The 23,728-nt window shown below is 70.2% G+C and carries 22 protein-coding genes; 10 read left to right on the top strand and 12 right to left on the bottom strand.

The features are described 5' to 3' along the window. Positions 1-16 precede the first annotated feature (16 nt). From EGT67_RS05625 to EGT67_RS05645, 5 genes are all read left to right on the top strand, one after another. Complete coding sequence (locus tag EGT67_RS05625) at positions 17-2,182, top strand: phosphocholine-specific phospholipase C (protein ID WP_127915071.1); 2,166 nt, start codon at positions 17-19, stop codon at positions 2,180-2,182. Between the two features lie 59 nt (positions 2,183-2,241). Beyond that, positions 2,242-3,687, top strand: coding sequence for a cellulase family glycosylhydrolase (locus EGT67_RS05630; protein WP_241565905.1), 1,446 nt, complete (start codon positions 2,242-2,244; stop codon positions 3,685-3,687). Between the two features lie 187 nt (positions 3,688-3,874). Next, complete coding sequence (locus tag EGT67_RS05635; RefSeq protein WP_127915073.1) at positions 3,875-4,306, top strand: hypothetical protein; 432 nt, start codon at positions 3,875-3,877, stop codon at positions 4,304-4,306. A 22-nt stretch (positions 4,307-4,328) separates the two neighbouring features. Further along, positions 4,329-5,030 (top strand): response regulator transcription factor, encoded by a 702-nt coding sequence (locus tag EGT67_RS05640; protein ID WP_127915074.1) that lies wholly within the window; start codon positions 4,329-4,331, stop codon positions 5,028-5,030. Then, complete coding sequence (locus EGT67_RS05645; protein ID WP_127915075.1) at positions 5,027-6,313, top strand: sensor histidine kinase; 1,287 nt, start codon at positions 5,027-5,029, stop codon at positions 6,311-6,313. The genes EGT67_RS05640 and EGT67_RS05645 overlap by 4 nt, the downstream gene beginning before the upstream one ends. Here the strand turns inward: EGT67_RS05645 and EGT67_RS05650 are convergent. Then, a complete protein-coding gene (locus tag EGT67_RS05650; protein WP_127915076.1) occupies positions 6,284-7,354 on the bottom strand; it encodes an enoyl-CoA hydratase/isomerase family protein in 1,071 nt (356 codons plus the stop codon). The two genes, EGT67_RS05645 and EGT67_RS05650, sit on opposite strands and share 30 nt — an antisense overlap. Before the next feature lie 26 nt (positions 7,355-7,380). Continuing rightward, complete coding sequence (locus tag EGT67_RS05655; RefSeq protein WP_127915077.1) at positions 7,381-8,085, bottom strand: pyridoxine/pyridoxamine 5'-phosphate oxidase; 705 nt, start codon at positions 8,083-8,085, stop codon at positions 7,381-7,383. A gap of 183 nt (positions 8,086-8,268) precedes the next feature. Between EGT67_RS05655 and EGT67_RS05660 the strand changes: the two genes are divergently transcribed. Then, positions 8,269-9,627: an MFS transporter gene (locus tag EGT67_RS05660; protein WP_127915078.1), complete on the top strand. Its 1,359-nt coding sequence runs from the start codon at positions 8,269-8,271 to the stop codon at positions 9,625-9,627. 94 nt (positions 9,628-9,721) lie between these two features. Here the strand turns inward: EGT67_RS05660 and EGT67_RS05665 are convergent, their stop codons facing one another. The 6 genes from EGT67_RS05665 to EGT67_RS05690 form a co-directional block, all read right to left on the bottom strand. Continuing rightward, positions 9,722-10,120 (bottom strand): VOC family protein, encoded by a 399-nt coding sequence (locus tag EGT67_RS05665; RefSeq protein WP_127915079.1) that lies wholly within the window; start codon positions 10,118-10,120, stop codon positions 9,722-9,724. Then, positions 10,117-10,611, bottom strand: a complete 495-nt coding sequence (locus tag EGT67_RS05670) for a nuclear transport factor 2 family protein (protein WP_127915080.1) — start codon at positions 10,609-10,611, stop codon at positions 10,117-10,119. Before EGT67_RS05670 ends, EGT67_RS05665 begins: the two co-directional genes overlap by 4 nt. A gap of 123 nt (positions 10,612-10,734) precedes the next feature. Beyond that, positions 10,735-12,525: an ABC-F family ATP-binding cassette domain-containing protein gene (locus EGT67_RS05675; RefSeq protein ID WP_127915081.1), complete on the bottom strand. Its 1,791-nt coding sequence runs from the start codon at positions 12,523-12,525 to the stop codon at positions 10,735-10,737. Next, a complete protein-coding gene (locus tag EGT67_RS05680) occupies positions 12,525-13,460 on the bottom strand; it encodes a 4-(cytidine 5'-diphospho)-2-C-methyl-D-erythritol kinase (protein ID WP_127915082.1) in 936 nt (311 codons plus the stop codon). Before EGT67_RS05680 ends, EGT67_RS05675 begins: the two co-directional genes overlap by 1 nt. 73 nt (positions 13,461-13,533) lie before the next feature. After that, on the bottom strand, positions 13,534-14,277 hold the full coding sequence (locus EGT67_RS05685; RefSeq protein WP_127915083.1) for an ABC transporter permease: 744 nt from the start codon (positions 14,275-14,277) through the stop codon (positions 13,534-13,536). Positions 14,278-14,330: 53 nt separating this feature from the next. Further along, entirely contained in the window at positions 14,331-15,290 is a 960-nt protein-coding gene (locus EGT67_RS05690; RefSeq protein ID WP_127915084.1) for an ATP-binding cassette domain-containing protein, read from the bottom strand. A 108-nt stretch (positions 15,291-15,398) separates the two neighbouring features. On the opposite strand from EGT67_RS05690, the gene EGT67_RS05695 reads away from it, so the two are divergent. Continuing rightward, entirely contained in the window at positions 15,399-16,367 is a 969-nt protein-coding gene (locus EGT67_RS05695) for a helix-turn-helix transcriptional regulator (RefSeq protein WP_127915085.1), read from the top strand. Here EGT67_RS05695 and EGT67_RS05700 read toward each other — a convergent pair. Together EGT67_RS05700 and cspE are read right to left on the bottom strand one after the other, a co-directional pair. Further along, positions 16,352-16,822, bottom strand: coding sequence for a nuclear transport factor 2 family protein (locus tag EGT67_RS05700; RefSeq protein WP_127915086.1), 471 nt, complete (start codon positions 16,820-16,822; stop codon positions 16,352-16,354). The two genes, EGT67_RS05695 and EGT67_RS05700, sit on opposite strands and share 16 nt — an antisense overlap. Positions 16,823-16,985: 163 nt before the next feature. Next, complete coding sequence (gene cspE, locus EGT67_RS05705; protein ID WP_005514750.1) at positions 16,986-17,189, bottom strand: transcription antiterminator/RNA stability regulator CspE; 204 nt, start codon at positions 17,187-17,189, stop codon at positions 16,986-16,988. Positions 17,190-17,514: 325 nt separating this feature from the next. Here cspE and EGT67_RS05710 point away from each other — a divergent pair, with 325 nt between their 5' ends. Genes EGT67_RS05710 through EGT67_RS05720 form a run of 3 tightly spaced genes read left to right on the top strand, consistent with a single transcriptional unit; the run spans position 17,515 to position 20,950 of the window. Then, a complete protein-coding gene (locus EGT67_RS05710) occupies positions 17,515-17,727 on the top strand; it encodes a heavy-metal-associated domain-containing protein (protein ID WP_127915087.1) in 213 nt (70 codons plus the stop codon). An 8-nt stretch (positions 17,728-17,735) separates the two neighbouring features. Further along, on the top strand, positions 17,736-18,680 hold the full coding sequence (locus tag EGT67_RS05715; RefSeq protein WP_127915088.1) for a hypothetical protein: 945 nt from the start codon (positions 17,736-17,738) through the stop codon (positions 18,678-18,680). Beyond that, a complete protein-coding gene (locus EGT67_RS05720; protein WP_127915089.1) occupies positions 18,680-20,950 on the top strand; it encodes a heavy metal translocating P-type ATPase in 2,271 nt (756 codons plus the stop codon). Before EGT67_RS05715 ends, EGT67_RS05720 begins: the two co-directional genes overlap by 1 nt. A 54-nt stretch (positions 20,951-21,004) precedes the next feature. Here EGT67_RS05720 and EGT67_RS05725 read toward each other — a convergent pair whose 3' ends face one another. Both EGT67_RS05725 and EGT67_RS05730 read right to left on the bottom strand, forming a co-directional pair. Next, the gene (locus EGT67_RS05725) at positions 21,005-22,609 is read right to left on the bottom strand and encodes an ABC transporter substrate-binding protein (protein ID WP_127915090.1); all 1,605 of its coding nucleotides are present in this window, start codon (positions 22,607-22,609) and stop codon (positions 21,005-21,007) included. 150 nt (positions 22,610-22,759) lie between these two features. Continuing rightward, on the bottom strand, positions 22,760-23,647 hold the full coding sequence (locus tag EGT67_RS05730) for a hypothetical protein (RefSeq protein WP_127915091.1): 888 nt from the start codon (positions 23,645-23,647) through the stop codon (positions 22,760-22,762). Positions 23,648-23,728: the final 81 nt, after the last annotated feature.

Below are 23,728 nucleotides of genomic sequence, written 5' to 3' on the forward strand. Positions count from 1 at the left end.
TCCCAGTGGAGCCGACGTGACCCGAAACGCACTCTCCCGGCGAAGGTTTCTCGCCGCCGGCGCCGGCGCGGCCGCGGCGGTGGCAGCGTCCTCGCTGCTGCCGCCCTCGCTGCAGCGAGCCCTGGCGACACCCGTCCAGTCGGGCGGGCTCGAGTCGATCGAACACGTGGTCCTCCTGATGCAGGAGAACCGCTCGTTCGATCACTACTACGGGACGTTGCGCGGGGTGCGCGGGTTCGGCGACCCCAACGCGCTGCGCCTGCGGGGCGGCGGCGGCGTCTTCGAACAGCCGGGGTCGAACGGTCCCGTCCTGCCGTTCCCGATCCGGGACTCCGCCGCGGCGCAGCGCATGGACGCCCAGAACGTGGGCGGACTCGACCACAGCTGGGAGGGCGGCCACCAGGCGCTCGCGGACGGCTGGCACGACGGCTGGATCGCGGCCAAGACCGCCACCACGATGGCGTACTACGACCGCCAGGACATCCCGTTCCACTACGAACTCGCCGACGCGTTCACCGTCTGCGACGCGTACCACTGCTCGGTGCCGACATCGACCAGCCCCAATCGGAACTACTGGGTGTCCGGGTACACCGGCTTCGAACCCGCCGGGCCGAGCCCGACGGCATCCCTGGGGTCGTCGTCGGATCCGGCGGGGCCGGACGGGCGGGCCGTCACCAACGCCGCCTACGACCCCTGGCACGCCGGCTACGGGTGGGCCACCGTTCCCGAGCGCCTGCAGGCCGCCGGTGTCACCTGGAAGACCTACCAGGAGTGGGACAACTTCGGCGACAACAACCTCGAGTACTTCACGACGTTCAAGAAGGTGGCGGCGGCCCTGCTCGGCCAGCCGAGCCTGCTGCCCTACGAACTGCAGACCCTCGCCGGCTTCTACCTGGCGCTACCGTCGTTGCCCGGGCCGGTCCAGGACGCGGCGGTCCAAGCCCTCGCGGTCGCCGCCGACCGCCTCGCCCCCGCCGATCGCGAACTGTACGACCGCGCGCTGTACCGGTCCCGTCCGGGGACCCTGGCCGCCGAGTTCCGGCGTGACGTCGAGTCCGGCACACTGCCGCAGGTCAGCTATCTGGTTCCGTCGGAGGCCGATTCGGAGCATCCGTCCGGGTCGTCGCCGGCCGCGAGCGCCACACTGCTGTACCAGGTGCTCGACGCCGTCGCCTCCGACCCGGCGCTGTGGGCGAAGACCGCCGTGATCGTCAACTTCGACGAGAACGACGGCTACTACGACCACGTGCCGCCGCCCCGCCCACCACTGTCCGCGACCTCCGAGTGGGTGCGCGACCAACCCCTGGGACTCGGCCCCCGGGTGCCGATGACGATCATCTCGCCCTGGACCGTGGGCGGCTTCGTGTGTTCCCAGGTCTTCGACCACACCTCGGTCGCGCAGTTCCTGGAGAGGCGGTTCGGGATCGCGCAGCCGGAGATCGACCCGTGGCGGCGGACGGTGAGCGGGGACCTGACGTCGGCGTTCGATTTCGGCTCCCCCCGCAGCCTGCCCGCCGTCACCCGCCCGCAGCCCACTCCCCCGCTCGAACCTCGATGGACGCCGACTCCCCCGGCCGAACAGCGAATTCCCGTGCAGGAGAGCGGTACCCGGCCCGCACGCGCGCTGCCGTACCAACCGGACGCGCACGCGGCCGTGAACCCCGGCGACCGGTCGCTGACCGTCCGCCTGGTCAACACCGGCACCGCCTCGGCCCATCTGGCCCTCTATCCGTACGCGGGCGAGTTCGACGTGCCGCGCCACTACGACGTCTCGGGCGAGGCAACCGACACCCTCGCCCTACCCGGCGGCCCTCGGTACGACCTGACGCTGCTGGGCCCGAACGGTTTCCGGCGAGAGTTCACCGGATCGACCGACGGCGCGGCGGCCGCGCTCGAGGTGTCCACGTCGGTGGACGCGTCGACGCGAACACTCGACCTGGTCGCGGCGAACCGCGGACCGCACGAGTTGACGGTGGTGGTCGGTGGCGACCGCCGTCGACTCGCGCCCGGGGGCCGGGCGACGTGGACCGTGCCGTCGGAGGACGGCTGGTACGAGTCCGTCGTGACCGTCGACGAGGACGCCACCTTCCGACGCCGACTCGTCGGGCACGTCGAGAACGGCCGCGACAGCATCAGCCAACCACTGCACTCCGGCCTCGACACGATCGACGCCCAACCCTGACCAGAGCAACCATCCGTTAGGAGAAGCCTTTGCGGCGCATCCGATTCACATCCCTGATCGTGGCAGGCTCGTTGGTCATCGGTGGCGGTGTGGCCGCCGCGCAGAGCAGCCTGCCCGAACCGGGTACCGGCAGCAGCGGGAGCACCGCCGCGGATCCGTCGTACCTGACGGACACGGCCGGCAGGTCGCTGATCCTGCGGGGGTTCAACACCGCGTCGAGCGCAAAGAGCGCGGTGGACGGCATGCCGCTGTTCACCGAGTCCGACCTCGAGCGCGAACACGCCGACATGGGAACGAACTTCGTGCGCTTCCTCATCTCGTGGCGGTCGGTGGAACCCGCGCCGGGACAGTACGACCCGGCGTATCTGGACCGTGTCGAGGAACGCGTCGGCTGGTACGCCGAGCGCGGCTACAAGGTCATGCTCGACATGCACCAGGACGTGTACTCCGGGGCGGCCCTCCCCGGCGGTGGCGCCGGAAACGGCGCCGGCCCGATCGGCAACGGCGCACCGGCATGGGCCACCTACACCGACGGACTTCCGGTCGAGCCGCAGGACAGGTGGGAGCTGTACTACCTCCAGCCCGGCGTCATGCGGGCGTTCGACAACTTCTGGAACACCACCGGCACGCACCCCGAGCTCACCGAGCACTACGCGAACGCCTGGCGGGCGGTCGCCGAGCGATTCGCCGACAACGACGCCGTCGTGGCGTACGACCTGATGAACGAGCCGTGGGGAGGCTCACTGCAGGGCCCCGCCTTCGAGGGCGGCCCGCTCACCGCGTTGTATCAACGGACCACCGACGCCATTCGCCAGGTGGACCAGGACAGCTGGGTGTGCGTGGCGCCGCAGGCGATCGGGGTCAACCAGGGCGTCCCCAGCGGGCTCGCCAGGATCACCGATCCGCGGCCGGGCGACCAGCGCATCGCCTACTGCCCGCATCTCTACCCCCTTCCTCTCGACATCGGTGGGGGCTACGAGGGTGCGGCACGCGCGCTCACCGACGCGACCATCGACGCCTGGCGCGCCGACGTCTCCCGCGTCGCCGGCAGCGTGCTCGGCGGGGCTCCGGTCATCCTCGGCGAGTTCGGGATGGACACCACGCTGCCCGGCGCCCGGGACTACTTCGATCGGGTCTACGCGACCGCGCGCGAGATCGGGGCCGGGGTCTCCTACTGGTCCAGCGACCCGGGACCGTGGGGCCCGTACCTGCCGGACGGAACGCGGACACTTCTCGTCGACACCGTGAACAAGCCTTATCCCCGCGCGGTGGCCGGCACGCCCCTCGACTGGTCGTCGACCGTGGACCGTCTGCAGGTGACGTTCAGCCCCTCCCCGCTGGTCACGGCACCCACCGAGATCTACCTCCCGGAGAGTGGATTCCCGGGCGACGTGGACGTGGAGGGTGCGGACGTCGTGCACTGGGATCGTCAGAGCCGACTGCTCACCGTTCGGACCGCGACCGACGCAGCCACCGTCACCGTCACCGTCACACCGGCGTCCTGAACGTCGCCACCGGACCGGATCGGACGGGTGCGATCAGGCCTGAAAGAGACTGCTCGACAGCGGGATCGACCTGCTCCGGGATTCTCACGAATCCCTAAGACTTCGCCAACGGAAGTCCAGTCGCGCCCGCATAGCTTCGTCGGTGTCGAGGCCACTCGGGCCCCGACACCGAACGAGGAGCCAGCGCATGAACACGTCCTTCGTCAGCCGCATCTCCCGCCGCAAGGTCGCTGCCGCGGCCGTCGGCCTCGCCGCCACCGCCGCGATGGCCGTGCCCGGCGTCGCATGGGCACAGAACGCCATTCCTGGTGGTGCTCCGGTGGCCGTCGCCACCCCGGCGGCCCAGCTCACGCCGGCGTCCGAGGGCACCGCGGTCGACGCCGACGGCAACAACTGTGCTGTGTCGGTGCAGTCGCTCACCGCAGAGGAACTGCAGAAGCTGATCGACGACGGCGTCATCTCCACGGATCCGGCGGTGGTGGGCGACGGCAACGTGGCGGTCACGATTTCGATCGCCGCCGAGACCACCGAAGCCACTCCCGCCGAAGTTGTCCCCCAGGACCGCGCCGCGGCGGACACGAAGGACGGGGCGGTGACCGTCACATCCACGAACTGCTGACCACTCCATGAACGCGGGCACTATGGATGCAGTGACCGATAGTGCCCGCATCCTGCTCGTCGACGACGACCCCAAGGTCCTGTCCTCCCTCACGCGGGGGCTCCGCCTGTCCGGTTTCGACATCGAGACCGCCGACGACGGAGCCTCCGCGCTGCGGGCCGTGTCCGCGTCCCGCCCGGACGCGATCGTGCTCGACGTGAACATGCCGGTCCTCGACGGGGTGAGCGTGGTGACCGCGCTGCGGGCGATGGGCAACGACGTCCCGATCTGCGTGCTCAGCGCGCGCAGCACGGTCGGCGACCGGATCGCGGGACTCGAGGCCGGGGCCGACGACTACCTCACCAAGCCGTTCGAACTGGGCGAACTGGTGGCGCGACTGCGGGCGCTGCTGCGCCGGGCACCCCGCGCCCCCGTCCCCTCCGGCACCGTGACGGTGGGTCCGCTGGAGGTGGACCTGCCCGGCCGCCGCGTGCACATGGGCGGTGAACGCGTCGACCTCACCAAACGCGAGTTCGACCTGCTCGAGGTTCTCGCCGAGAATGCCGGCATCGTGCTCAGCCGGGTTCGCCTGCTGGAACTGGTGTGGGGCTACGACTTCGACGCCGACACCAACGTCGTCGACGTCTTCGTGACGTACCTGAGGAGAAAGCTGGAGGCCGGAGGAATGCCACGCGTGCTGCACACCGTCCGGGGCGTCGGCTTCGTTCTGCGGGAACAGCCGTGAAGGCGCGCCGACACTCGCTGTCGTTGCGCACCCGCGTCGCTCTGGTGTCCGCGCTGGCCGCCACGATCGTCATCGGCGCGATCGGTGTGGCCTTCGCCGTGTTCCTACGGGTGAACGGTTCCGAGCAACTCGACCGCACCCTCGATTCGGTGTCACTCAGCGTCGCGGCGGACACCACCACCGCGTACGAGGATCAGATGAGCGCCCCTGCTGTCGGTCTCGAGCCCTCCGTGACGGCCACCGGAGCGGACCCGGTCCGCACGACCACGATCGACGGTGCCGCCGTGCGCGCGAAGGACGTCCCGATCGCCGGGACCGCCGGCCAGGTGATCGCCGTGTCCGTTCCCGAGGACGCGCTCACCCGCGCCATCCGGGAGCAGCAGTGGCAGGTCGCCGGCGCCGCCGTCGCCGCGATCGCGGTCGCGGCCGGTCTCGGCTGGCTTCTCGCCGGGCGCGCCGTCCGGCCACTGCAGCGCCTCGCCGCCGCCACCCACACCGTCGGCGGCGACCTCCCTCCGTCGCTGCCGGACATTCGCGGCGCCCGCGAGGCCGAGGACCTGGCCGACGCGATCGGTCACATGCTGGACCGGATCGGTAAGGCCCAGAACCGAACCCAGGAGGCGCTCGGCTCGGCCCGGGACTTCGCGGCCGTCTCGGCGCACGAGTTGCGCACGCCGCTCACATCCATGCGGACCGATCTCGAGGTGCTGGCCACCATGCCCCTCACCGACGAACAGCGCACCGAGATCCTGAGCGAACTGCGCGCCACCGAACGTCAGATAGAGGCGACCCTGAGCGACCTGGAGAGCCTCGCGGTGGGCGAACTGTCCGACGTCGCGGATCACGAGGATCTCGACCTGGTGGAGGTCGCGGACCGGTGCGTGCAGGAATCCACGCGTCGCCTTCCCGACGTGGACGTGGCACTGACCGCACCGCCGACGCTGCCGATGCGCGGGCTGCCGTCGGGCCTGCGCATGGTTCTCGAGAACGCCGTCGTGAACGCTGCGCGTCACGGTGTGGCCGACCGCGTCCGGATCACCGTCGCCGGGCACGCCGGCGAGGTCACGATCACGGTCGACGACAACGGCACCGGCGTTCCGGAACACGAGCGGACGACCGTGTTCGAGCGCTTCGTGCGAGGGGCGTCCGCGCACCCGGACGGTTCCGGGCTCGGTCTCGCGCTCATCGCGCAGCAGGCGGCTCTGCACGGCGGCACCGCCGAGCTGACCGACAGTCCACTCGGCGGTGCGCGACTACGCCTGAACCTTCCCGTGACCGCCTGACGGCGTCCGCTCCGCCGGATCCGCGGTGATCTCGGTGAACAGCGCCTCGATCGCCTCCGGATCGATGTCTGCGATCGCCGGAGGGTTCCAGGACGGGTTGCGGTCCTTGTCGACCAGAAGGGCCCGCACGCCCTCGATGAAGTCCGCGTTGCAGGTGACCTCGGCACCGAGCGTCAGCTCGAGATCCAGGCACTGCTCGAGGGTCAGGTCCGCGCCCCGACGCACCAGCTCCGCCGTGATCCACAGGCTGCTGGGCGCCACCGACGCCAGTTCCTCGCGGGTGGTCTTGGTCCACACGTCGTCGCCGGTGAGCCTGGCCACCATGTCCGCCAGAGTGCCCGACCCGAAGACGCGGTCGATCTCGGCCTGCCGCTCCGCCATCTCCGACGCCGGCGCGTCGGTGACGTGGCGCGCCAGCACGGTGTCGAGGTCCCCGGCGCTCATCGCGCGAATGTCGGCGGCGAGCGCGTCGACCTTGTCACTGGTCACGAAGTGGGTGGCCAGCCCGATGGCGACCGCGTCCGCGCCGGACGCGCGGGCACCGGTCAGGCCCAGGTACATTCCCGCGGCTCCGGTCAGCCGCGGCAGGAAGTAGCTGGCACCGACATCGGGGAAGAAGCCGATCGCCGTCTCGGGCATCGCGAGGCCGGCCCGCTCGGTCACCACACGCACCGAGCCGTGCACCGAGATGCCGAGCCCGCCACCCATCGCGTGCCCGTCGATCAGCGCGATGTACGGCTTGGGGTAGTTCGCGATGAGCGCGTTGAGCTTGTACTCGGTGGAGAAGAACTTGTGGACCGCGTTGGTGTCCCGGTCGAGCGAGGACTGGCGCACCGACTTGATATCGCCGCCCGCACAAAATGCCCGGTCCGATGAGCTGGTCACCAGGACCGCCGAGATCGCGTCGTCGTCGCGCCACTGCACCAGCGCGTCGTACATGTCGCGAATCATGCTGTTGTCCAAGGCGTTGAGCGCCCTGGGACGATCCAGCACGATCTCCGCGACACTGCCGTGCACACGGGTCTCGATGAACGACGTCATCGTGCCTACCTCTCCTGTCGAACGATTCACGGCCACAACGCGTCGGCTTGCCACCCGGCAGCCCCATCCGGGGTGCGACGGTAGCGGAGACGCAGGTGCCGTCGGCCCGGGTCTGCGTGCCAGAACTCGACTGCCGCCGGAACCAGACACCAAGCCTGCCAGGTTTCCGAAACGAGCATTCGCTCGGCCTCCAGTTCGGCCGCCGCCGCCCGGACCGCGGCATCGTATTCGGCGACATCCGTGAGGATCTCGCTCTGCCGACTCGCCGCCGCAACCGCCCGCGCCGTCGCCGACCGCTCCCGGAAGTCGCGTGCGCTCACATCGACGTCCCCGCGTTCCACCCCGCCACGTACCCGCACCTGACGGCCCTGCTCACGCCAGTAGAAGGTCAACGCCGCCGCGGGACGGGCGTCGAGTTGACGCGCCTTGGCCGAGCGCAAGTCACTCGAGAACCACCACCCGCGCGCGGTGACGTCCTTGAGCAGCAACGTGCGGGCGTCGGGGAATCCGGACTCGTCCACCGTCGACAGCGTCGCGACGTGCGGTTCCACCACCCCGGCCACGACGGCGTCCTCGAGCCAGGTCAGGAACAGCGGCACCGGGTCCGCGGGCAGTGCGGTGTCGCCGGGCATCGGCAGTCCGGTAGCGGGCGCACCGGCCGCGGCGCCGGGAATGGCTCGGATCCAACTGCGGGTGTCCGGGTACGACGCGCGGATCTGCCTGGCGGACATACGCGAAACCCTAGTCGTCCGCCCCGGCGACCGCCTACCCGCCGTGGCTGCCGCCGGTCGCACGAAGGCCGATCACGCCCACCGACCCGTCGTTCCGTCGTACGGAACGATCAATTGCTGTGACGTGACACACAGTTGACGCTTTGGGTTCGTCGCCTGACGTAGCCGAAGCGAAGGAGTGCAATGCAAGTTCCGTATCCCGCGCAGACCGATCCCTCCCCGAGGGATTCGCGCCGCGCCCTGGTCTCGAGCTTCCTGGGATCGACGGTCGAGTACTACGATTTCCTGCTCTACGGTGCCGCTGCAGGCCTGGTGTTTCCCACCCTGTTCTTCCCGGAGACGATGGATCCGGTACTCGGGTCGACACTCTCGTTCATCATCCTGCTCGCCGGATATGTCTCGCGCCCGATCGGCGGCATCCTCTTCGGCCACTTCGGCGACAAGTTCGGACGCAAGAACATTCTGGTCGTCACCTTGATGATGATGGGTCTCGTGTCCGTCGCGATCGGCCTCATGCCGACCTACGCGACGATCGGGGTGGCCGCACCGCTGATCCTGGTCGCCCTCCGCGTCATCCAGGGTCTGGCCGTCGGCGGCGAATGGGCGGGTGCCACCCTGATGGCCGCCGAGCACGTGGGGCAGAACCGTCGCGGCCTCGCCGCATCGATCGCGGTCACGGGAGGCCCCACCGGGTCTGTCCTGGCGACGCTGGTCCTGGCCCTCTTCGCGGGGCTTCCGGACGACCAGTTCCTCAGCTGGGGCTGGCGCGTGCCGTTCCTGCTCTCCGCCGCCCTGGTGATCGTCGGTCTGTTCATGCGCTACCGCGTGACGGAGTCCCCAGACTTCGCGAAGGCTCGGGCGGCCGGTGAGGTACACACCGGCACGCCGATCCTCCGCGTCCTGAAGAAGTACCCGGCATCCACGGTGTACGGAATTCTGGCGGCGGCCGGGCCGCTGTTCATGCAGGCGCTCCTCGCCGTGTGGATCGTCCCCTACGTCGCCGCCCAGGGGGTGGTGCCGCGCCAGGACGCCCTCTACATGCTCACCTTCTCCAGCGTCGTACACATCTTCGCGATCCCCTTCTTCGCCTGGCTCTCGGATCGATTCGGGCGCCGGCCGGTCATGCTCGTCGGTGGACTGGTCTCGGTCGTGCTCGTCTTCCCGATGTTCGCGCTGTTCAACTCCGACAGCTACTGGCTGGTCGCGATCGGCTTCCTGGTGGGCAACCCGATCATCCAGGCGTCGATGTACGGCCCGATCGGCGCCTTCCTCGCCGAGAAGTTCGAGACGCAGGACCGCTATACCGGTGTCTCCCTGACCTTCCAACTCGGCTCGGTCCTCGGCGCCGGCACCGCGCCGCTCATGGCGAACTGGCTCGTCGGACTCGGGAACGGCGGCGGCACCTCCAACATCGCCTGGTACTTCATCGGACTCATCGCACTGTCCGCGCTGGCGGTGTTCCTGTCCAAGGAGACCCTGAACCGGAGCGGCGGACAGGCCGAACCCACTCCCGCGCCCGTGCTGGACAACGTGGCCCGGTAGCGCGCCGACGAGGACGGGTCTCCTTCGAGCCCGGTGGTCTCCCCCAGCGGCCACCTCGACGAAGGAGACCCGCTCTGGTCCGCCCACGCGTCCGTCAGGGCTTGACCGGGCCCGACAGCATCCAGCGGTGCCCGAACGGGTCGATCAGCGTCGCGTTGCGCCGGCCGTAGTTCTCCGAGATCCACCGCTCCACGGTGCCGCCGGCGTCGTGGGCCCGCGCCAGCACCGCGTCGGTGTCGTCGACCGGCAGCATCAGGCTCACCGACGTCGCGCCCGACTCGGGCGCGGTGAGCCCCATCTCCGGGAACTCCTCGGCCAGGTAGATCATGCCGGTCTGCAGGCGCAACTCGGCGTGCCCGATCCGGCCGTCGTCCATCACGATCGGCTCCCCCACCAGTTCGGCGCCGAACGCCTTCCGGTACCACTCCAGCGCCTCCCGCGCCCCGCGGACCGTCAGGTACGGCAGGGCGCCGGCCGGAGGGAAGTCCGTCACGGGGCCACCCCGGGCACCCCCGACTGCGGCGACCCGATCAGCGCCCACCGGTTCGAGGTGAGCCGGAAGCTCGGCATGTCGGCCAGCGAGTACACCGACTCGTAGGTGCGCTCGTACGCGGTGTGCGCGATCTTCCACCGTCCGGCGGCGTCCTTCGCGTACCGGTCCTGGTAGAACGCGGCGCCGTGCATCAGCATCTGGTCGCCGGGCACCACGACCGTGTCGGACAGGTACCAGATACCCGTCGCGGTGTCGCCGTGCACGTCGATCTCCGGGTGGCCGCAGTGGTGCTCGGTGATGACGTGCGGACCGAGCGTGTCCTGCAGGAACGACACGAAGGCGTCCCGCGAGTCGAACCGCAGATGCTCGGCGTAGGTGGCCGTCGCGTCGGGCAGCAGGGTGTCCGCGAAATCGACCCAGGACTTCGTGTCGAGGGCGCGCACGTACCGGTACTTGAGCCGACTGATCTCGGCTATCGCCTCCAGATCCACGATGCCCGCCCTCCACCCCGCGCGTACGGTACTAGTGCAGGCTAACCGTCACCGCAGGTATCTGGGGCCGGTAGCGGCATTATCGTTGCACGCGAATACGAACGGGACGATTCGCCGACGGGGTCAGTCGAGCTCGGACGCGAGTTCCATCCACTGCTCCTCCGCGGCCTCCTTCTCGGCCACGACCTGCTTGAGCTCGGCGTCCAGGCTCATCAGCTTGGACGGGTCCGTCGCCGCCTCCGCGAGCTGGGCGTGCAGCTTCTCCTCCCGCTCGGACAGCTTCGACACCGTCCGCTCGAGCCGCGCCAGTTCCTTGCGGGCCGCGCGGTCGGCGGCGCCGTCGCGGGCCACCTTGGGGGCGGCCGCCCCGGCGGTCGACGCCACGGACTGCGCCACGTTCTCCGGCTTCTGGGCGAGCACCGCGCGCCGCCGCAGGTACTCCTCGATGCCGCCGGGCAGGTTCGTCAGCTTGCCGTCACCGAACAGCGCCCACGTGGAGTCGCAGATCCGCTCGATGAGGTAGCGGTCGTGGGAGATCACGACCATCGTGCCGGCCCAGCCGTCGAGCAGGTCCTCGAGCTGCTGCAGGGTGTCGATGTCCAGGTCGTTGGTGGGCTCGTCGAGCAGCAGCACGTTCGGCTCGGACATCAGCACGCGGGTGAGCTGCAGTCGGCGGCGCTCGCCACCGGACAGGTCGCCGACCGGCGTCCGCTGCCGCGCCGGCGCGAAGCCGAGCCGCTCGGCCAGCTGCCCGGCCGAGATCTCCTTGTCGCCCAGCGTGATCCGCTCCGCGACGTCCTTGACGGCGTCGAGCACGCGCATGTCGGTGGGCAGATCGTCGAGTTCCTGGCGGAGCCAGCCGATCTTGACGGTCTGGCCCTGGATCCGCTTGCCGGAGGCCGGTTCCAGCTCGCCCGCGAGGGTGCGAAGCAGCGTCGTCTTGCCCGAACCGTTGACCCCGACCAGGCCGACGCGCTCGCCCGGCGCGAGCCGCCACGTCAGGTCGTGCACCAGTTCGCGGCCGTCCGGGGTGGCGAGCTTGGCGTCCTCGAGTTCGACGACGACCCGCCCCAGCCGCCGCTTCGCGAACGACGCGAGCGCGATGCTGTCGCGCGGGGCGGGGACGTCGGCGATGAGCGCCTCGGCCGCCTCCACCCGGTACTTCGGCTTGGACGTGCGGGCCTGCGGACCGCGCCGCAGCCACGCGAGTTCCTTGCGCGCCAGGTTCTGTCGCCGCTCCTCCGCGGCGTCGGCCTGCCGGGCCCGCTCGGCGCGAGCGAAGATCCAGTCGTTGTAGCCACCTTCGTAGCTCTCGACCTTGCCGCCCACCACTTCCCACGTCCGCGTCGCGACGGTGTCGAGGAACCAGCGGTCGTGGGTGACGACGACCAGCGCCGAGCGCCGCGACACCAGGTGCTCGGCGAGCCACTGCACACCCTCGACGTCGAGGTGGTTGGTGGGCTCGTCGAGCACGAGCAGGTCGAGGTCCTGCACCAGGGCTGCCGCGAGCGCGACGCGACGCCGTTCGCCGCCGGAGAGGCCGTCGACCTTCGCGTCGAGGCCGAGGTTGTCGATGCCGATGCCCGCGAGGATGCCGCGGATGCGCGCGTCACCGGCCCACTCGTGGTCCGCGACGCCCAGCGGGCCGAGGACGACGTCGCCGACCGTCGACCCCGACGGCAGCACACCGCGCTGCGTGACGACGGCCATCCGCAGTCCGCCGACGCGGCTGACCCGGCCCGAGTCCGGTTCCTCGATCCCGGCGAGCACTTCGAGCATCGTCGTCTTGCCGCCGCCGTTGAGGCCGACGACGCCGATGCGTTCGCCTTCCTGCACACCGAGCGAGACGGAATCGAGCAGCGGCTTGATGCCGAAGGACTTCGAAACCTGTTCGAGATTGATCAAATTCGCCATCAGTGGCTGCCTTCCGGCTCGGGGTCGATCACGCGTGCGCCGGGCACCGGCCCGCTCGCGACGCGCACGGTGCGGCACACTCCCGCACCCGAGAGCTCCGCGCCCACCGCGACGGCGGCGTCGGCATCCGCGCACAGGAACGCGCAGGTGGGCCCGGATCCGGACACGATGCCGGCAAGGGCGCCGGCGGTCACGCCCGCCCGGAGGGTGCGCCGCAGTTCGGGGGCCAGCGACAGGGCCGCCGACTGCAGGTCGTTGCCGAGCAGCGGTGCCAGCGCCTCGGCGTCGCCGGACGCGAGGGCGTGCATCAGGTCGGCTGCGTCGCCGACGCGGGGCGGCCGGCCCTCGGCGCGGAGCCGATCCAGTTCGCGGAACACCGTCGGGGTCGACAGCCCGCCCTTCGCGAGCGCGAGCACCCAGTGGAAGGTGTTGCGGGACAGGACGGGCAGCAGCTTCTCGCCACGCCCGGTGCCGAACGCGGTACCGCCGTGGAGGCTGAACGGGACGTCGCTGCCGAGTCGCGCCGCGAACTCGCCGAGGGCGTCGCGGTCCAGGCCGAGTCGCCACAGTTCGTCGAGGGCCACCAGCGCGGCCGCCGCGTCGGCGCTGCCGCCGGCCATGCCGCCCGCGACCGGGATGCCCTTGACGATCGAGATCTCGACGTCGGGGGCGATGCCGGCCTCGGCCGCGAGCATCTCCGCGGCCTTCCAGACCAGATTGGAGGCGTCGGTGGGCACCGAGTCGGCACCCTCACCACGCACCCGCACCGTGAGGGTCTCGGCGGGGACGACGGACACGTCGTCGGTGAGCGAGAGCGCCTGGAAGACGGTCGTCAGTTCGTGGTAGCCGTCCTCCCGCAGGTCCCCGACTGCCAGGTGCAGGTTGACCTTGGACGGGGCCCGGACCGTGACGGGGCGAGGAACGACGGACAGCACAGGTTCCAACAATAGGCGGTGCGCCCGAGGGGACGAAAACGCACCTCAGGCGCACTTCCCCGCCGTCGAATCGCTATCGCACCGACCGCACGCCCACACCGAGTCCCACCACGGCGACGGTGACCGCCGCGATCACGCCCGACAGCACCGTCCCGGACGCCAGATCGCCCGCGAACAGGGCGCGCTCGGCGTCGACGACGTAGCCGAGCGGGTTGATCGAGACGAGCGCTCGCATCCAGCCCGGGGCGTCGTCGAGCGGCAGCATCGTGCCCGACAGGATGAGCATCGGGAACATCAGCGTCTGCTGCACCACCCAGAACATCCAGTCCTGGTCCCGCACGGCCAGCGCCAGCGCATACGACAGCGCGCCGAGGCCCACCCCGAACACGCCGAGCACGGCGATACCGACGACGGCGCCGAGCGGATCGACGTCGAGCCCCAGCGGCAGCGCCACCAGGATGATCAGAACCGCCTGCGCCGCAAGGGGAACCATCTCCTTCGCGGCCCGGCCGATCAGCAGCGACGAGCGGTGCAGCGGCGTGACGAGCATCCGTTCGTGCGAGCCCTGCTGCATCTCCATCAGCAGATTCGAGCCCGTCATCGAGGTGCCGAAGATCGCGATCATCACCAGCACCCCGGGGATGAACCAGTTCCACACGCCCTCCCCCATACCGGGGACGGTCTTCAACAGCGGGCCGAACAGCGCGAGCAGGATCAGCGGCTGAGCGAGGCTGAACACCACGCTCACGGGGTCGCGCAGCGTAGGCCGCAGTTCACGGGTCATGACGATGCCGCTGTCGCGGACGATTCCGGTCATGAGAAGTCTCCTCGGTGGGGTCGGATGGTCGAGCGGTGCGGAAGGGGCGGGGTTCACGCGGCGGCCGTCTCACGTAGGCTGCGTCCGGTCAGGCCGAGGAAGACGTCGTCGAGTGTGGGCCGCGCGATCGCGGCGGTCGCGACGCGCAGGCCGTGGTCCTCGGCCACCCGGAACAGTTCGGGCAGGGTCACCTCGCCCTCGCGGGTCCGCACCTCGACGACGGCACCGGTCACCGTGACGTCGCGGACCGTCACGAGGCCTGCTGCGAGACCCGCGGCGCGGGTCGCCGCCGCCGGGTCGTCGAACCCGACGGTCAACAGGTCGCCGGCCAGTTCGGACTTGAGCGCGGACGCGGTGTCGTCGGCGATCACCGTGCCGCGGTCGATGACGATCACCCGTTCGGCCATCGCGTCGGCCTCTTCGAGGTAATGGGTGGTGAGCACGATCGTGGTGCCCATCCGGGCGCGCAGTCGCAGGATGTGTTCCCACAGGTTGGCGCGGCTCTGCGGGTCCATGCCGGTGGTCGGCTCGTCGAGGAACAGCAGCGGCGGCCGGTGGACCAGACCGAGCGCGATGTCGAGCCGTCGGCGCTGACCGCCCGAGAGCGTGCTGACCTTCCGGGTGGCCAGGTCTTCGAGATCGAGGGCGTCGAGGAGTTCGTCCGCGCGGGTGTCCGACGCCGGCTTGGTCATGCCGTAGCAGCGTCCCTGCGTCACCAACTCGTCCCGGACCCGCTGATTGTGCCCGGCCCCGCTCCCCTGCCCGACGTAGCCGATCCGGCGCCGCACCTCGTCGCGGTCCGCGGTGACGTCGAAGCCGGCGACCGTCGCGCGCCCCGCGGTCGGCGGCAGCAGCGTCGTCAGCATCCGCAGCGTCGTCGACTTGCCCGCACCGTTGGGCCCGAGCAACGCCACCAACTCGCCGTCGGCAACCTCGAGATCGACGTCGACGACCGCGTCGACCGTGTTCTTGCCCTGCTTGAAGCGTTTGGTCAGACCCTCCGTGCGGATCATCGCGTGCATCGTGATGCCTCCCCGTTCCGTGTCGATTCGTCTCTCGACACGAAAGCTACGACCTATTGAGGACACCTAGCGTCCGCAATATCTGGGATGCTTCGACGCATGCGGGAAACATCGGCACGGCTGCTCCGGCTGCTCTCCCTGCTCCAGACCCGACGGGACTGGTCCGGTCTGGAGCTGGCCGAGCGCCTGGACATCACCCCACGGACGGTGCGCCGCGACGTCGACAAGCTGCGCGGCCTCGGCTACCCCGTCGACGCGACCGTCGGCGTCGGCGGCGGGTACCGGCTCGGCGCGGGCGCGGAGATGCCACCCCTGCTGCTCGACGACGACGAGGTACTCGCCGTCGCGCTCGGCCTGCAGTCCGGTGCCACGGGCGCCGTCCTGGGGATCGGGGAGTCGTCGGTACGGGCGCTCACCAAGCTGCGGCAGGTGATGCCGTCACGGCTGCGCCATCGCCTCGAGGCGCTGCAGGTGGACGTGGTGCAGCGCGAACCGGCGCCCAGCGCGGTCGACGCCGCGGTGCTGTCCGCGATCGCGTCGGTGTGCCACGGCCACGAGCGCCTCCGGTTCGACTACCGGACCCACGACGGCAGCGAGAGCCGACGCGAGGTGGAGCCGTATCGGCTGGTCCGCTCCGGGCAGCGGTGGTACCTCGTCGCATGGGACCTGACGAGGGAGGACTGGCGGTCCTTCCGGGTCGATCGCATGGACCCCAAGATCCCGACCGGACCGCGCTTCACACCCCGGGAGCTACCGCCGGGCGGGGCCGCCGAGTTCGTCGCGCGCGGCGTCGGCAGTGCGGTGACCCGGGTGCGCGCTCGCGTGCTGCTCCACGCCCCGATCGAGGACATCGCCCCGATGGTCGACGCGGCATGGGGCACGCTCGAGGTCGCCCCCGACGATCGCTGTGTGGTCGCGCTCGGGAGCGACTCGGTGCGGTCGATCGCACGATGGCTGAGCGCGTTCGACGTCGACTTCACGGTGCTCGACCCGCCCGAACTGCGCGATGAGTGCCGGCGCCGCGCCGAGCATCACGCGCTGGTCGCCGAACGCTACCGCGGCGCCTGACCCGGCACGTCCATCCAGCCGCTGCCGGTGTCGTTGCGGATCCAGTCGACCTCGATCCGGCGGTCCGCGATGGCCCACCGTCCGTCGCGGCGCTCGAAACGGTCGAGGTAGCGCAGCCAGACGACGAGGAAGTTGCGGGTCGGGTTGCCCGCGTCGGCCGCGCTGGTGTGCTGCGCCATCGCATAGATCTCGGTATCGGCGGTGTCGCCGTCGAGTTCGATCGACTGGGTGCCCGCGAAGTGGAACGTGCGGTCGAAGAGTCCGAAGCCGGCCGGGTCGGCCAGGAACTGCATGAAGTCGTCGATGCCGCCCTGATAGAACGGCGCGTAGTCGTTGTGCGCGTCGTCGAAGAAGCAACTCCGTACCACCGCCCAGTCCCGGCGGTCGACGCCCTGGAAATAGCGGTGCAGCACGTCGCCGATCTCGGCGCGGTCACTCAACTCCTCGGGCGTCACGTCGGCCCCCTCCGTCTCGTCGGCTCGGTTGCCGAACCCTAGCGCCGAACCCGGTGCCGGTGCGACGAATCGGGCCGGAGACACGACACGGGCCCCACTCCGGGAAGGAGTGGGGCCCGTGTCTCGTCATGCGCCCGGCTCAGCCGGGCAGATCCGAGTCAGCTCAGACAGCGGTGACGTCGGTGGCCTGCGGGCCCTTGTTGCCCTGGCCGATCTCGAAACGCACGCGCTGGTTCTCTTCCAGGGTGCGGAAGCCGTTGGTCTGAATGGCCGAGTAGTGGACGAAGACGTCGGCGGAGCCGTCGTCGGGCGCGATGAAGCCGAAGCCCTTTTCAGCGTTGAACCACTTCACGGTGCCTTCTGCCATGTTTCTTTTCTCTCCTCTTACACAGTGCAAACTCGGGAAACTCCAGGTCAGGGATTCCCGGGCCGGTGTTACTCGGCGGCTACGTCGCTCTCAGGAGAGACTCGTCCGCCCGCAACTTCAGGATTTGCGAGCGTGGACTAACACAAACACAAAAACTACGACCGAGATCAGTCAACCACAACCAGCGCCGCTGCGCACCGGTCCGGCCCAGACGTGTCGCACGTCTCGAAATCGACCCCTTGCGTCCTGATACCCCCTGGGGGTACCTTACGAATTGTTCGAGCCATACCCACACGGGGTAGTGGTACAACGGAGGGAGACCGACATGAGCAGCACCACCGAATACGCCGTCACCGGGATGACCTGCGGACACTGCGTCGCCTCGGTCAAGGAGGAGGTGGGCGCGATCGCCGGCGTCTCCGACGTCGCCGTCGACCTGCAGTCCGGCCGCCTGACCGTCACGTCCGCAGCCCCGCTCCCCGAGTCCGCGGTCGCCGCGGCCGTCGAGGAAGCGGGCTACACGGCACAGCCGATCTGAGGAATCCGATGCGCACGTCCACCACGCTCATCGCCTACGCCGGGGGGCTCGCGGTCGTATTCGCCGCGGCCCTCGGCGTGGGGACCGTCACGGGAAGCCCGATAGACATGACGAGCACACACACCGACAGCCATTCGGCGGCCGCACCGACAGCCGCACCCGACGCGGACGTTCCCGCCGGGCTGCAGGTTTCACAGGACGGATACACCCTGGGCGAGGTCACCTCGCCGACCCGGGCCGGCGAGTCCGGCACGCTGAGCTTCCGCGTCCAGGACGCCGACGGCAATCCGGTCCGCGAGTTCGCCGAACTGCACGGCAAGCAACTCCACCTGATCGTCGTCCGCGCCGACACCAGCAGGTTCCGGCACGTCCACCCGACACTCGGCCCCGACGGCACCTGGTCGATCGACTGGACCTGGCCCACGGGCGGCACCTACCGCGTCTTCGCCGACTTCCAGGCGTCCGGGGCGCCCGGTCAGCTCACGCTCGGCCGCAACGTCGACGTCGCCGGCGACCTCGAACCAGCGCCGCTGCCGGCCGCCTCGCGCACCGCGACGGTCGACGGCTACACCGTCACCCTCGACGGCGACCTGACCACCGCCGGCGGCCCGCTGACGCTCCGCGTCACCCGCGACGGCGTCCCGGTCACCGACCTGGACCCCTACCTCGGGGCGTACGGGCACCTGGTCGCACTGCGCACCGGCGACCTCGCCTACCTGCACGTCCACCCCGAAGGAGAGCCCGGCGACGGCGTCACCGCACCCGGCCCGGACGTCACCTTCCACGCGCAGGCCCCGACCGCCGGCACCTACCGGCTGTTCCTCGACTTCCAGCACGAGGGGACGGTCCGCACCGCCGAGTTCACCGTCCCGGTGGGCCCGACGGCCGCCGCGCCGGCCACCGAATCCGCACCCGCACCCGCACGACACGACGGTCACGAAGGAGGACACTGATGACTACCGCCGATCTCACCACCGGCCGTAACGACACCATCGAACTCGCGATCGGCGGTATGACGTGCGCCTCGTGCGCCGCCCGAGTCGAGAAGAAGCTCAACAAGATCGAGGGCGTCACCGCGACCGTCAACTACGCCACCGAGAAGGCCAAGATCGCCTTCGCCGAGGGCGTCAGCACCGACGACCTCGTCACGGCGGTGGAGAACGCCGGCTACACCGCGACCCTGCCCACTCCCCCGGCAGCCGACGGGCAGGGCACGGGCGAGGAGCAGGGTCACGCCGCGGGCGAGCGCGAACTCGCGGCGCTGCGCACCCGGCTGATCGTGTCCGCGGTCCTGTCGATTCCGGTGATCGCGATGGCGATGATCCCGGCGCTGCAGTTCACCAACTGGCAGTGGCTGTCGCTCACCCTCGCCGCGCCCGTCATCGTGTGGGCCGGCCTGCCGTTCCACCGCGCCGCGTGGACCAACCTGCGCCACGGCACCGCGACGATGGACACCCTGATCTCGCTCGGCACGTCCGCCGCGTTCGCGTGGTCGCTGTACGCGCTGTTCTTCGGCACCGCCGGCACCCCCGGGATGACGCACGCCTTCGAGCTGACGATCGGCCGGATGGACGGCGCCGCGAACATCTACCTCGAGGTTGCCGCGGGCGTCATCACGTTCGTGCTCGCCGGACGGTACTTCGAGGCCAAGTCCAAGCGCACCGCCGGCGCGGCGCTGCGGGCGCTGCTCGAACTCGGGGCCAAGGAGGTCTCCGTCCTGCGCGACGGTGTCGAATCCCGCATCCCCGCAGACCAACTGCGTGTCGACGACCTGTTCGTGGTCCGGCCCGGCGAGAAGGTCGCCACCGACGGCGTCGTCGTCGAGGGCAGCTCCGCCGTCGACATGAGCATGCTGACCGGCGAATCGGTGCCCGTCGAGGTGAGCGTCGGCGACGACGTCGTGGGCGCCACCGTCAACGCGGGCGGACGGCTCGTGGTGCGGGCCCGCCGGGTCGGCAGCGACACCCAGCTCGCGCAGATGGCCGCGCTCGTCGAGGACGCGCAGAACGGCAAGGCCGAGGTCCAGCGTCTGGCCGACCGCATCGCCGGCGTCTTCGTGCCCATCGCGATCGCGATTTCCGTTGCCGCCCTGGGCTACTGGATCGGAACCGGCAACCCGCTGCAGGTCGCGTTCACCGCCGCGGTCGCGGTGCTGATCATCGCGTGCCCGTGCGCGCTGGGCCTGGCCACCCCGACGGCGCTGCTCGTCGGCACCGGCCGCGGCGCCCAACTGGGCGTGCTGATCAAGGGACCCGAGGTCCTCGAAACCACCCGCGGCGTCGACACCGTCGTCCTCGACAAGACCGGCACCGTCACCACCGGCAAGATGACCCTCGTCGACGTGATCACCGCCGACGGCGTCGACCGCGACGAGGCGCTGCGGCTGGTGGGGGCGCTGGAGAATGCGTCCGAGCACCCGATCGCCCAGGCCGTCGCCACCGGCGCCGCCCGCAGCGTCGGCACCCTGCCCGGCGTGGAGGATTTCCTCAACGTCGAGGGCAAGGGTGTCCAGGGCATCGTCGACGGCCACGCCGTGATCGCCGGACGCGAGAGCCTGCTCGCCGACTGGTCGCAGCACCTGCCCGAGGACCTCGCCCGCGCCAAGCGGGACGCCGAGAAGCTGGGACGGACCGCGATCGCGGCAGGCTGGGACGGGCAGGCCCGCGCCGTGTTCGTCGTCGCCGACGCGATCAAGGACACCAGCGCCGACGCCGTGCGCCGCTTCAAGGCCCTCGGCCTGACCCCCGTCCTGCTGACCGGCGACAACGAGACGGTCGCGCGGACCGTGGCCGAGCAGGTCGGCATCGACACCGTGATCGCCGAGGTGCTGCCCGGTGACAAGGTGACCGCCGTCAAGGACCTGCAGTCCCGCGGCAAGGTCGTCGCCATGGTCGGCGACGGCGTCAACGACGCCGCGGCCCTCGCCCAGGCCGACCTGGGACTCGCGATGGGCACCGGCACCGACGTCGCGATCGAGGCTGCCGACATCACCCTGGTCCGTGGTGATCTCCGTTCGGCCGCCGACGCGATCGAGTTGTCGCGCAAGACCTTGCGCACCATCAAGGGCAACCTGTTCTGGGCATTCGCGTACAACGCGGCGGCGATCCCGCTCGCTGCGGCGGGCCTGCTGAACCCGATGCTCGCCGGCGCGGCGATGGCGTTCTCGAGCGTGTTCGTCGTCAGCAACAGCCTGCGGCTGCGGCGGTTCCGCCCCTCTTCCTGAGCGGACGAGACGGGCCCGGCGACACTGTCGCCGGGCCCGTCGTCGTGTGTCCCGTCAGGCGCGACCGGCCCTGTCGAGCAGCATGATTCCCGTCGCGGTGGGCAGCACGCCGCGAACGTCCTGCTGCCAGGCCACGTAGATCATCACGGAACTGATCGGCACGCTCGGCACGGTCTCGTTCCACAGCGTCTGGATCTCGGAGATCACGCCGCGGATCCGGTCGTCGCCGTCGGCGGCCTGCAGCTTGGCGAGCAACTCGTCCATCTGCGGGTTCGAGTACCCCGAGAAGTTGGCGCCGGAGTTGCCCGCCAACGTCGTCTGCAGGCCCAGGAACGGAATCGCCTCGTACAGGCCGATACCGGCGTGCGCCATGTCGTAGTCGTGCTGGACGTACACCTGCTTGACGATGTCGCCCGCGTTGTTCGCGTTGACAATGTTCACAGTGAACCCGACCGCCTGCAGCAGCGACTGCACCGCCAGGCCGATCGCCGCCTCGGTGGGCTCCTGCAACACGATGTAGTTCAGCTTGCCGTCGTATCCGTCGGCCTTGGCCTCGTCGAGCAGCTTGCGAGCGGCGTCCGGATCGTAGGGCAGGCCCTCGACGTCGGTGGCCCAGCGGGAGCGCTTGTCGAACATCGCCTTGCCCGGCAGGCCGAGACCGTTGTCGCCGCGCTGGCCCACCAGTTCCGGATCAATCGCGAGCGCGATCGCCTTGCGGACACGGACGTCGGAGCCGGGGCGGCCCTCACGATTGTTCACCAGTTCGGCGCCACCGCTGTTGAGGATGCTGAACGAGCCCGGGTAGTCGGCGTCGAGAGCGTCGTAGATGGCCTGCGGGTTGCCGCGCATGAAGCCGATGTCGATGCCGTCGGTCTTCAGCGATTCGAGGTTCTCCCTCGAGCCGCTCAGCGCGATGAACCGGATCCGGTCGGCGTTGGGCTTGCCGTTCCAGTAGTCGGCGCGCGCGGTGAGGATGCGCTCCTCGTTGGGCGCATACCGCTCGAGCACGAACGGGCCGGCACCGATCGGCTTGAACGCCTCGCCCTCACCGGCGCTCGGTGCCACGATCATGCCGTGGCCCAGGGCCAGCATCGACGGGAAGGTCGGCCACTGCTTGCGCAGGCGGAACTCGACCGTCTGCGGATCGACGGCCGTCGTCGACTCGACCGCGTCGACCCACACCGCGGCACCGTTACCGCGATTGGTGTTGTAGCGGTCGATGCTCGCCACCACCGCGTTCGCGTCGAGCGGCGTGCCGTCGCTGAAGGTCACGCCCGGACGCAGTTTCAGCGTCCACACCATGCTGCTGCCGTCCGCCGTCAGGGACTGTGCGAGCCGCGGCACGAACTCGCCCGTCTTGTCGTCGTACCGCAGCAGGACGTCGTAGACCGCAGCCAGTTCGTCGCCGCCGCTGCCGCCGCGGGCGGCGGTCCTCGCCGGATCCAGGACGGCCGCGAGCGCCTGCACGCTGAACGTCAACTGGGGCACCGGGCCAGGCGTGCCCTCCTGGTCGCCCACCAAGCCGACGGCCGGCGGGGTCCGCGTGTCCCCGCCCCCGGACTCGCTGCCGTCGGCCGAGTTCGCGCATCCCGCGAGCACCAGCGCACTCGCGACCACCGCCGCGACCAAGCCCTTTCCGAACACCGATCTTCCGGCCACGCACCCTCCCACCACTCGTGAAACTGTGACGCCCGCCACAGATTGCGGAGAGGCTAACCGGCCCCGGTTTGTCCCGAACGCCCGTTCCCGGTCAGTGAGAACCGCGCCGACCGAGCCTCTCTCGGGCTCGGACGGCGCAGCGGAGGTGGATCAGGAGGACGTGCTGCCGGACAGGCTTCCGAGCGACCCCGCGCCCGAGCCTGTGCCCGAGCCCGATCCCGTGGCCGGGGCGGCGGGACCGTTCGTGGCGAAGTCGGTGGTGCAGCCGTTGAACGTCACCGCGTCGACGAGCGTCGAGGTCGCGACCGAACCGGTGCCGACGCTCACGCCGTAGTGCTCGACGGTGGCGTTCGGGTTGGCGGCCGAGATCGCGGCGAGCGTCGTCGGCACCCGATCCTTCGCGCCGTCGATGTTCTGGGTGCTCCACCACCGGCCGTTCTGGATCATGTCGTGCATGCCGCCGTCCGAGGTGGAGGTGGTGCCCGGCTCGGCGACCCACACGAGAGTGGTGAATCCGTTCTCGAACTTGCCGCCCGTGGTCCCCAGCAGCCGCATCTGGAACGACGCGGTCGACGTGGCCGCCTTCTCGGCGAACCCGATCTCCTTCCCGATGACGTCCGCGAGCTTCACGCTGCCCGCCGAGTGGTACCACGCGGCGCGGTCCGACGGCCCGTCGACGGCGAGCTCGAGGGAGCCGTTCCGATCGAAGACACCCGACGCCGAGTAGGACGCCTCCTGCCCCTGCTCGTCGTCGAACGGGATGCCCCAGCCCGCCGGCGTCGCCTCGGTCGAGAGCGACTCACACGTGAAACCGCCGGCGGGTGCGTCGGACGAACCGCCGAGCGAACCACCGAGCGAACCGGTGGAGGAACCACCGAGCGAACCACCGAGCGACCCGGTGGAGGAGCCGCCGTCCGCACTGCCGAGCGAACCGAGGGAGCCGGTGGGTTCGGCATGGGAGAGAGCAGGAACGGCCAGTGCGGCAGTGCCCGCGATCGCGGCGACGGCGGCGGCACGGCGGATCGAAATTCGAGACATGGAAACACCTTTCGAGGCGAAATAGCGAGGCTGTACCCGACGAACCTAGGGCGACTCGCGCCGGCACCGGGACCACACCGA

Origin of the sequence: Prescottella agglutinans, assembly GCF_004011865.1 — a bacterium.
In the GTDB taxonomy this organism is placed as follows: Bacteria; Actinomycetota; Actinomycetes; order Mycobacteriales; family Mycobacteriaceae; genus Prescottella; species Prescottella agglutinans.

What these genes read in the sequence shown, in the direction of transcription:
- EGT67_RS05655 (WP_127915077.1), bottom strand. Translation starts at nt 8,085, where the DNA reads ATGTCCGCCAGGCAGATCCGCGCGTCGTACCCGGACACCCGCAGTTGG.
- EGT67_RS05690 (WP_127915084.1), bottom strand. Translation starts at nt 15,290, where the DNA reads ATGATCCGCACGGAGGGTCTGACCAAACGCTTCAAGCAGGGCAAGAAC.
- EGT67_RS05685 (WP_127915083.1), bottom strand. Translation starts at nt 14,277, where the DNA reads ATGACCGGAATCGTCCGCGACAGCGGCATCGTCATGACCCGTGAACTG.
- EGT67_RS05695 (WP_127915085.1), top strand. Translation starts at nt 15,399, where the DNA reads ATGCGGGAAACATCGGCACGGCTGCTCCGGCTGCTCTCCCTGCTCCAG.
- EGT67_RS05715 (WP_127915088.1), top strand. Translation starts at nt 17,736, where the DNA reads ATGCGCACGTCCACCACGCTCATCGCCTACGCCGGGGGGCTCGCGGTC.
- EGT67_RS05675 (WP_127915081.1), bottom strand. Translation starts at nt 12,525, where the DNA reads ATGGCGAATTTGATCAATCTCGAACAGGTTTCGAAGTCCTTCGGCATC.
- EGT67_RS05730 (WP_127915091.1), bottom strand. Translation starts at nt 23,647, where the DNA reads ATGTCTCGAATTTCGATCCGCCGTGCCGCCGCCGTCGCCGCGATCGCG.
- EGT67_RS05720 (WP_127915089.1), top strand. Translation starts at nt 18,680, where the DNA reads ATGACTACCGCCGATCTCACCACCGGCCGTAACGACACCATCGAACTC.
- EGT67_RS05660 (WP_127915078.1), top strand. Translation starts at nt 8,269, where the DNA reads ATGCAAGTTCCGTATCCCGCGCAGACCGATCCCTCCCCGAGGGATTCG.
- EGT67_RS05650 (WP_127915076.1), bottom strand. Translation starts at nt 7,354, where the DNA reads ATGACGTCGTTCATCGAGACCCGTGTGCACGGCAGTGTCGCGGAGATC.
- EGT67_RS05640 (WP_127915074.1), top strand. Translation starts at nt 4,329, where the DNA reads ATGGATGCAGTGACCGATAGTGCCCGCATCCTGCTCGTCGACGACGAC.
- EGT67_RS05710 (WP_127915087.1), top strand. Translation starts at nt 17,515, where the DNA reads ATGAGCAGCACCACCGAATACGCCGTCACCGGGATGACCTGCGGACAC.
- cspE (WP_005514750.1), bottom strand. Translation starts at nt 17,189, where the DNA reads ATGGCAGAAGGCACCGTGAAGTGGTTCAACGCTGAAAAGGGCTTCGGC.
- EGT67_RS05635 (WP_127915073.1), top strand. Translation starts at nt 3,875, where the DNA reads ATGAACACGTCCTTCGTCAGCCGCATCTCCCGCCGCAAGGTCGCTGCC.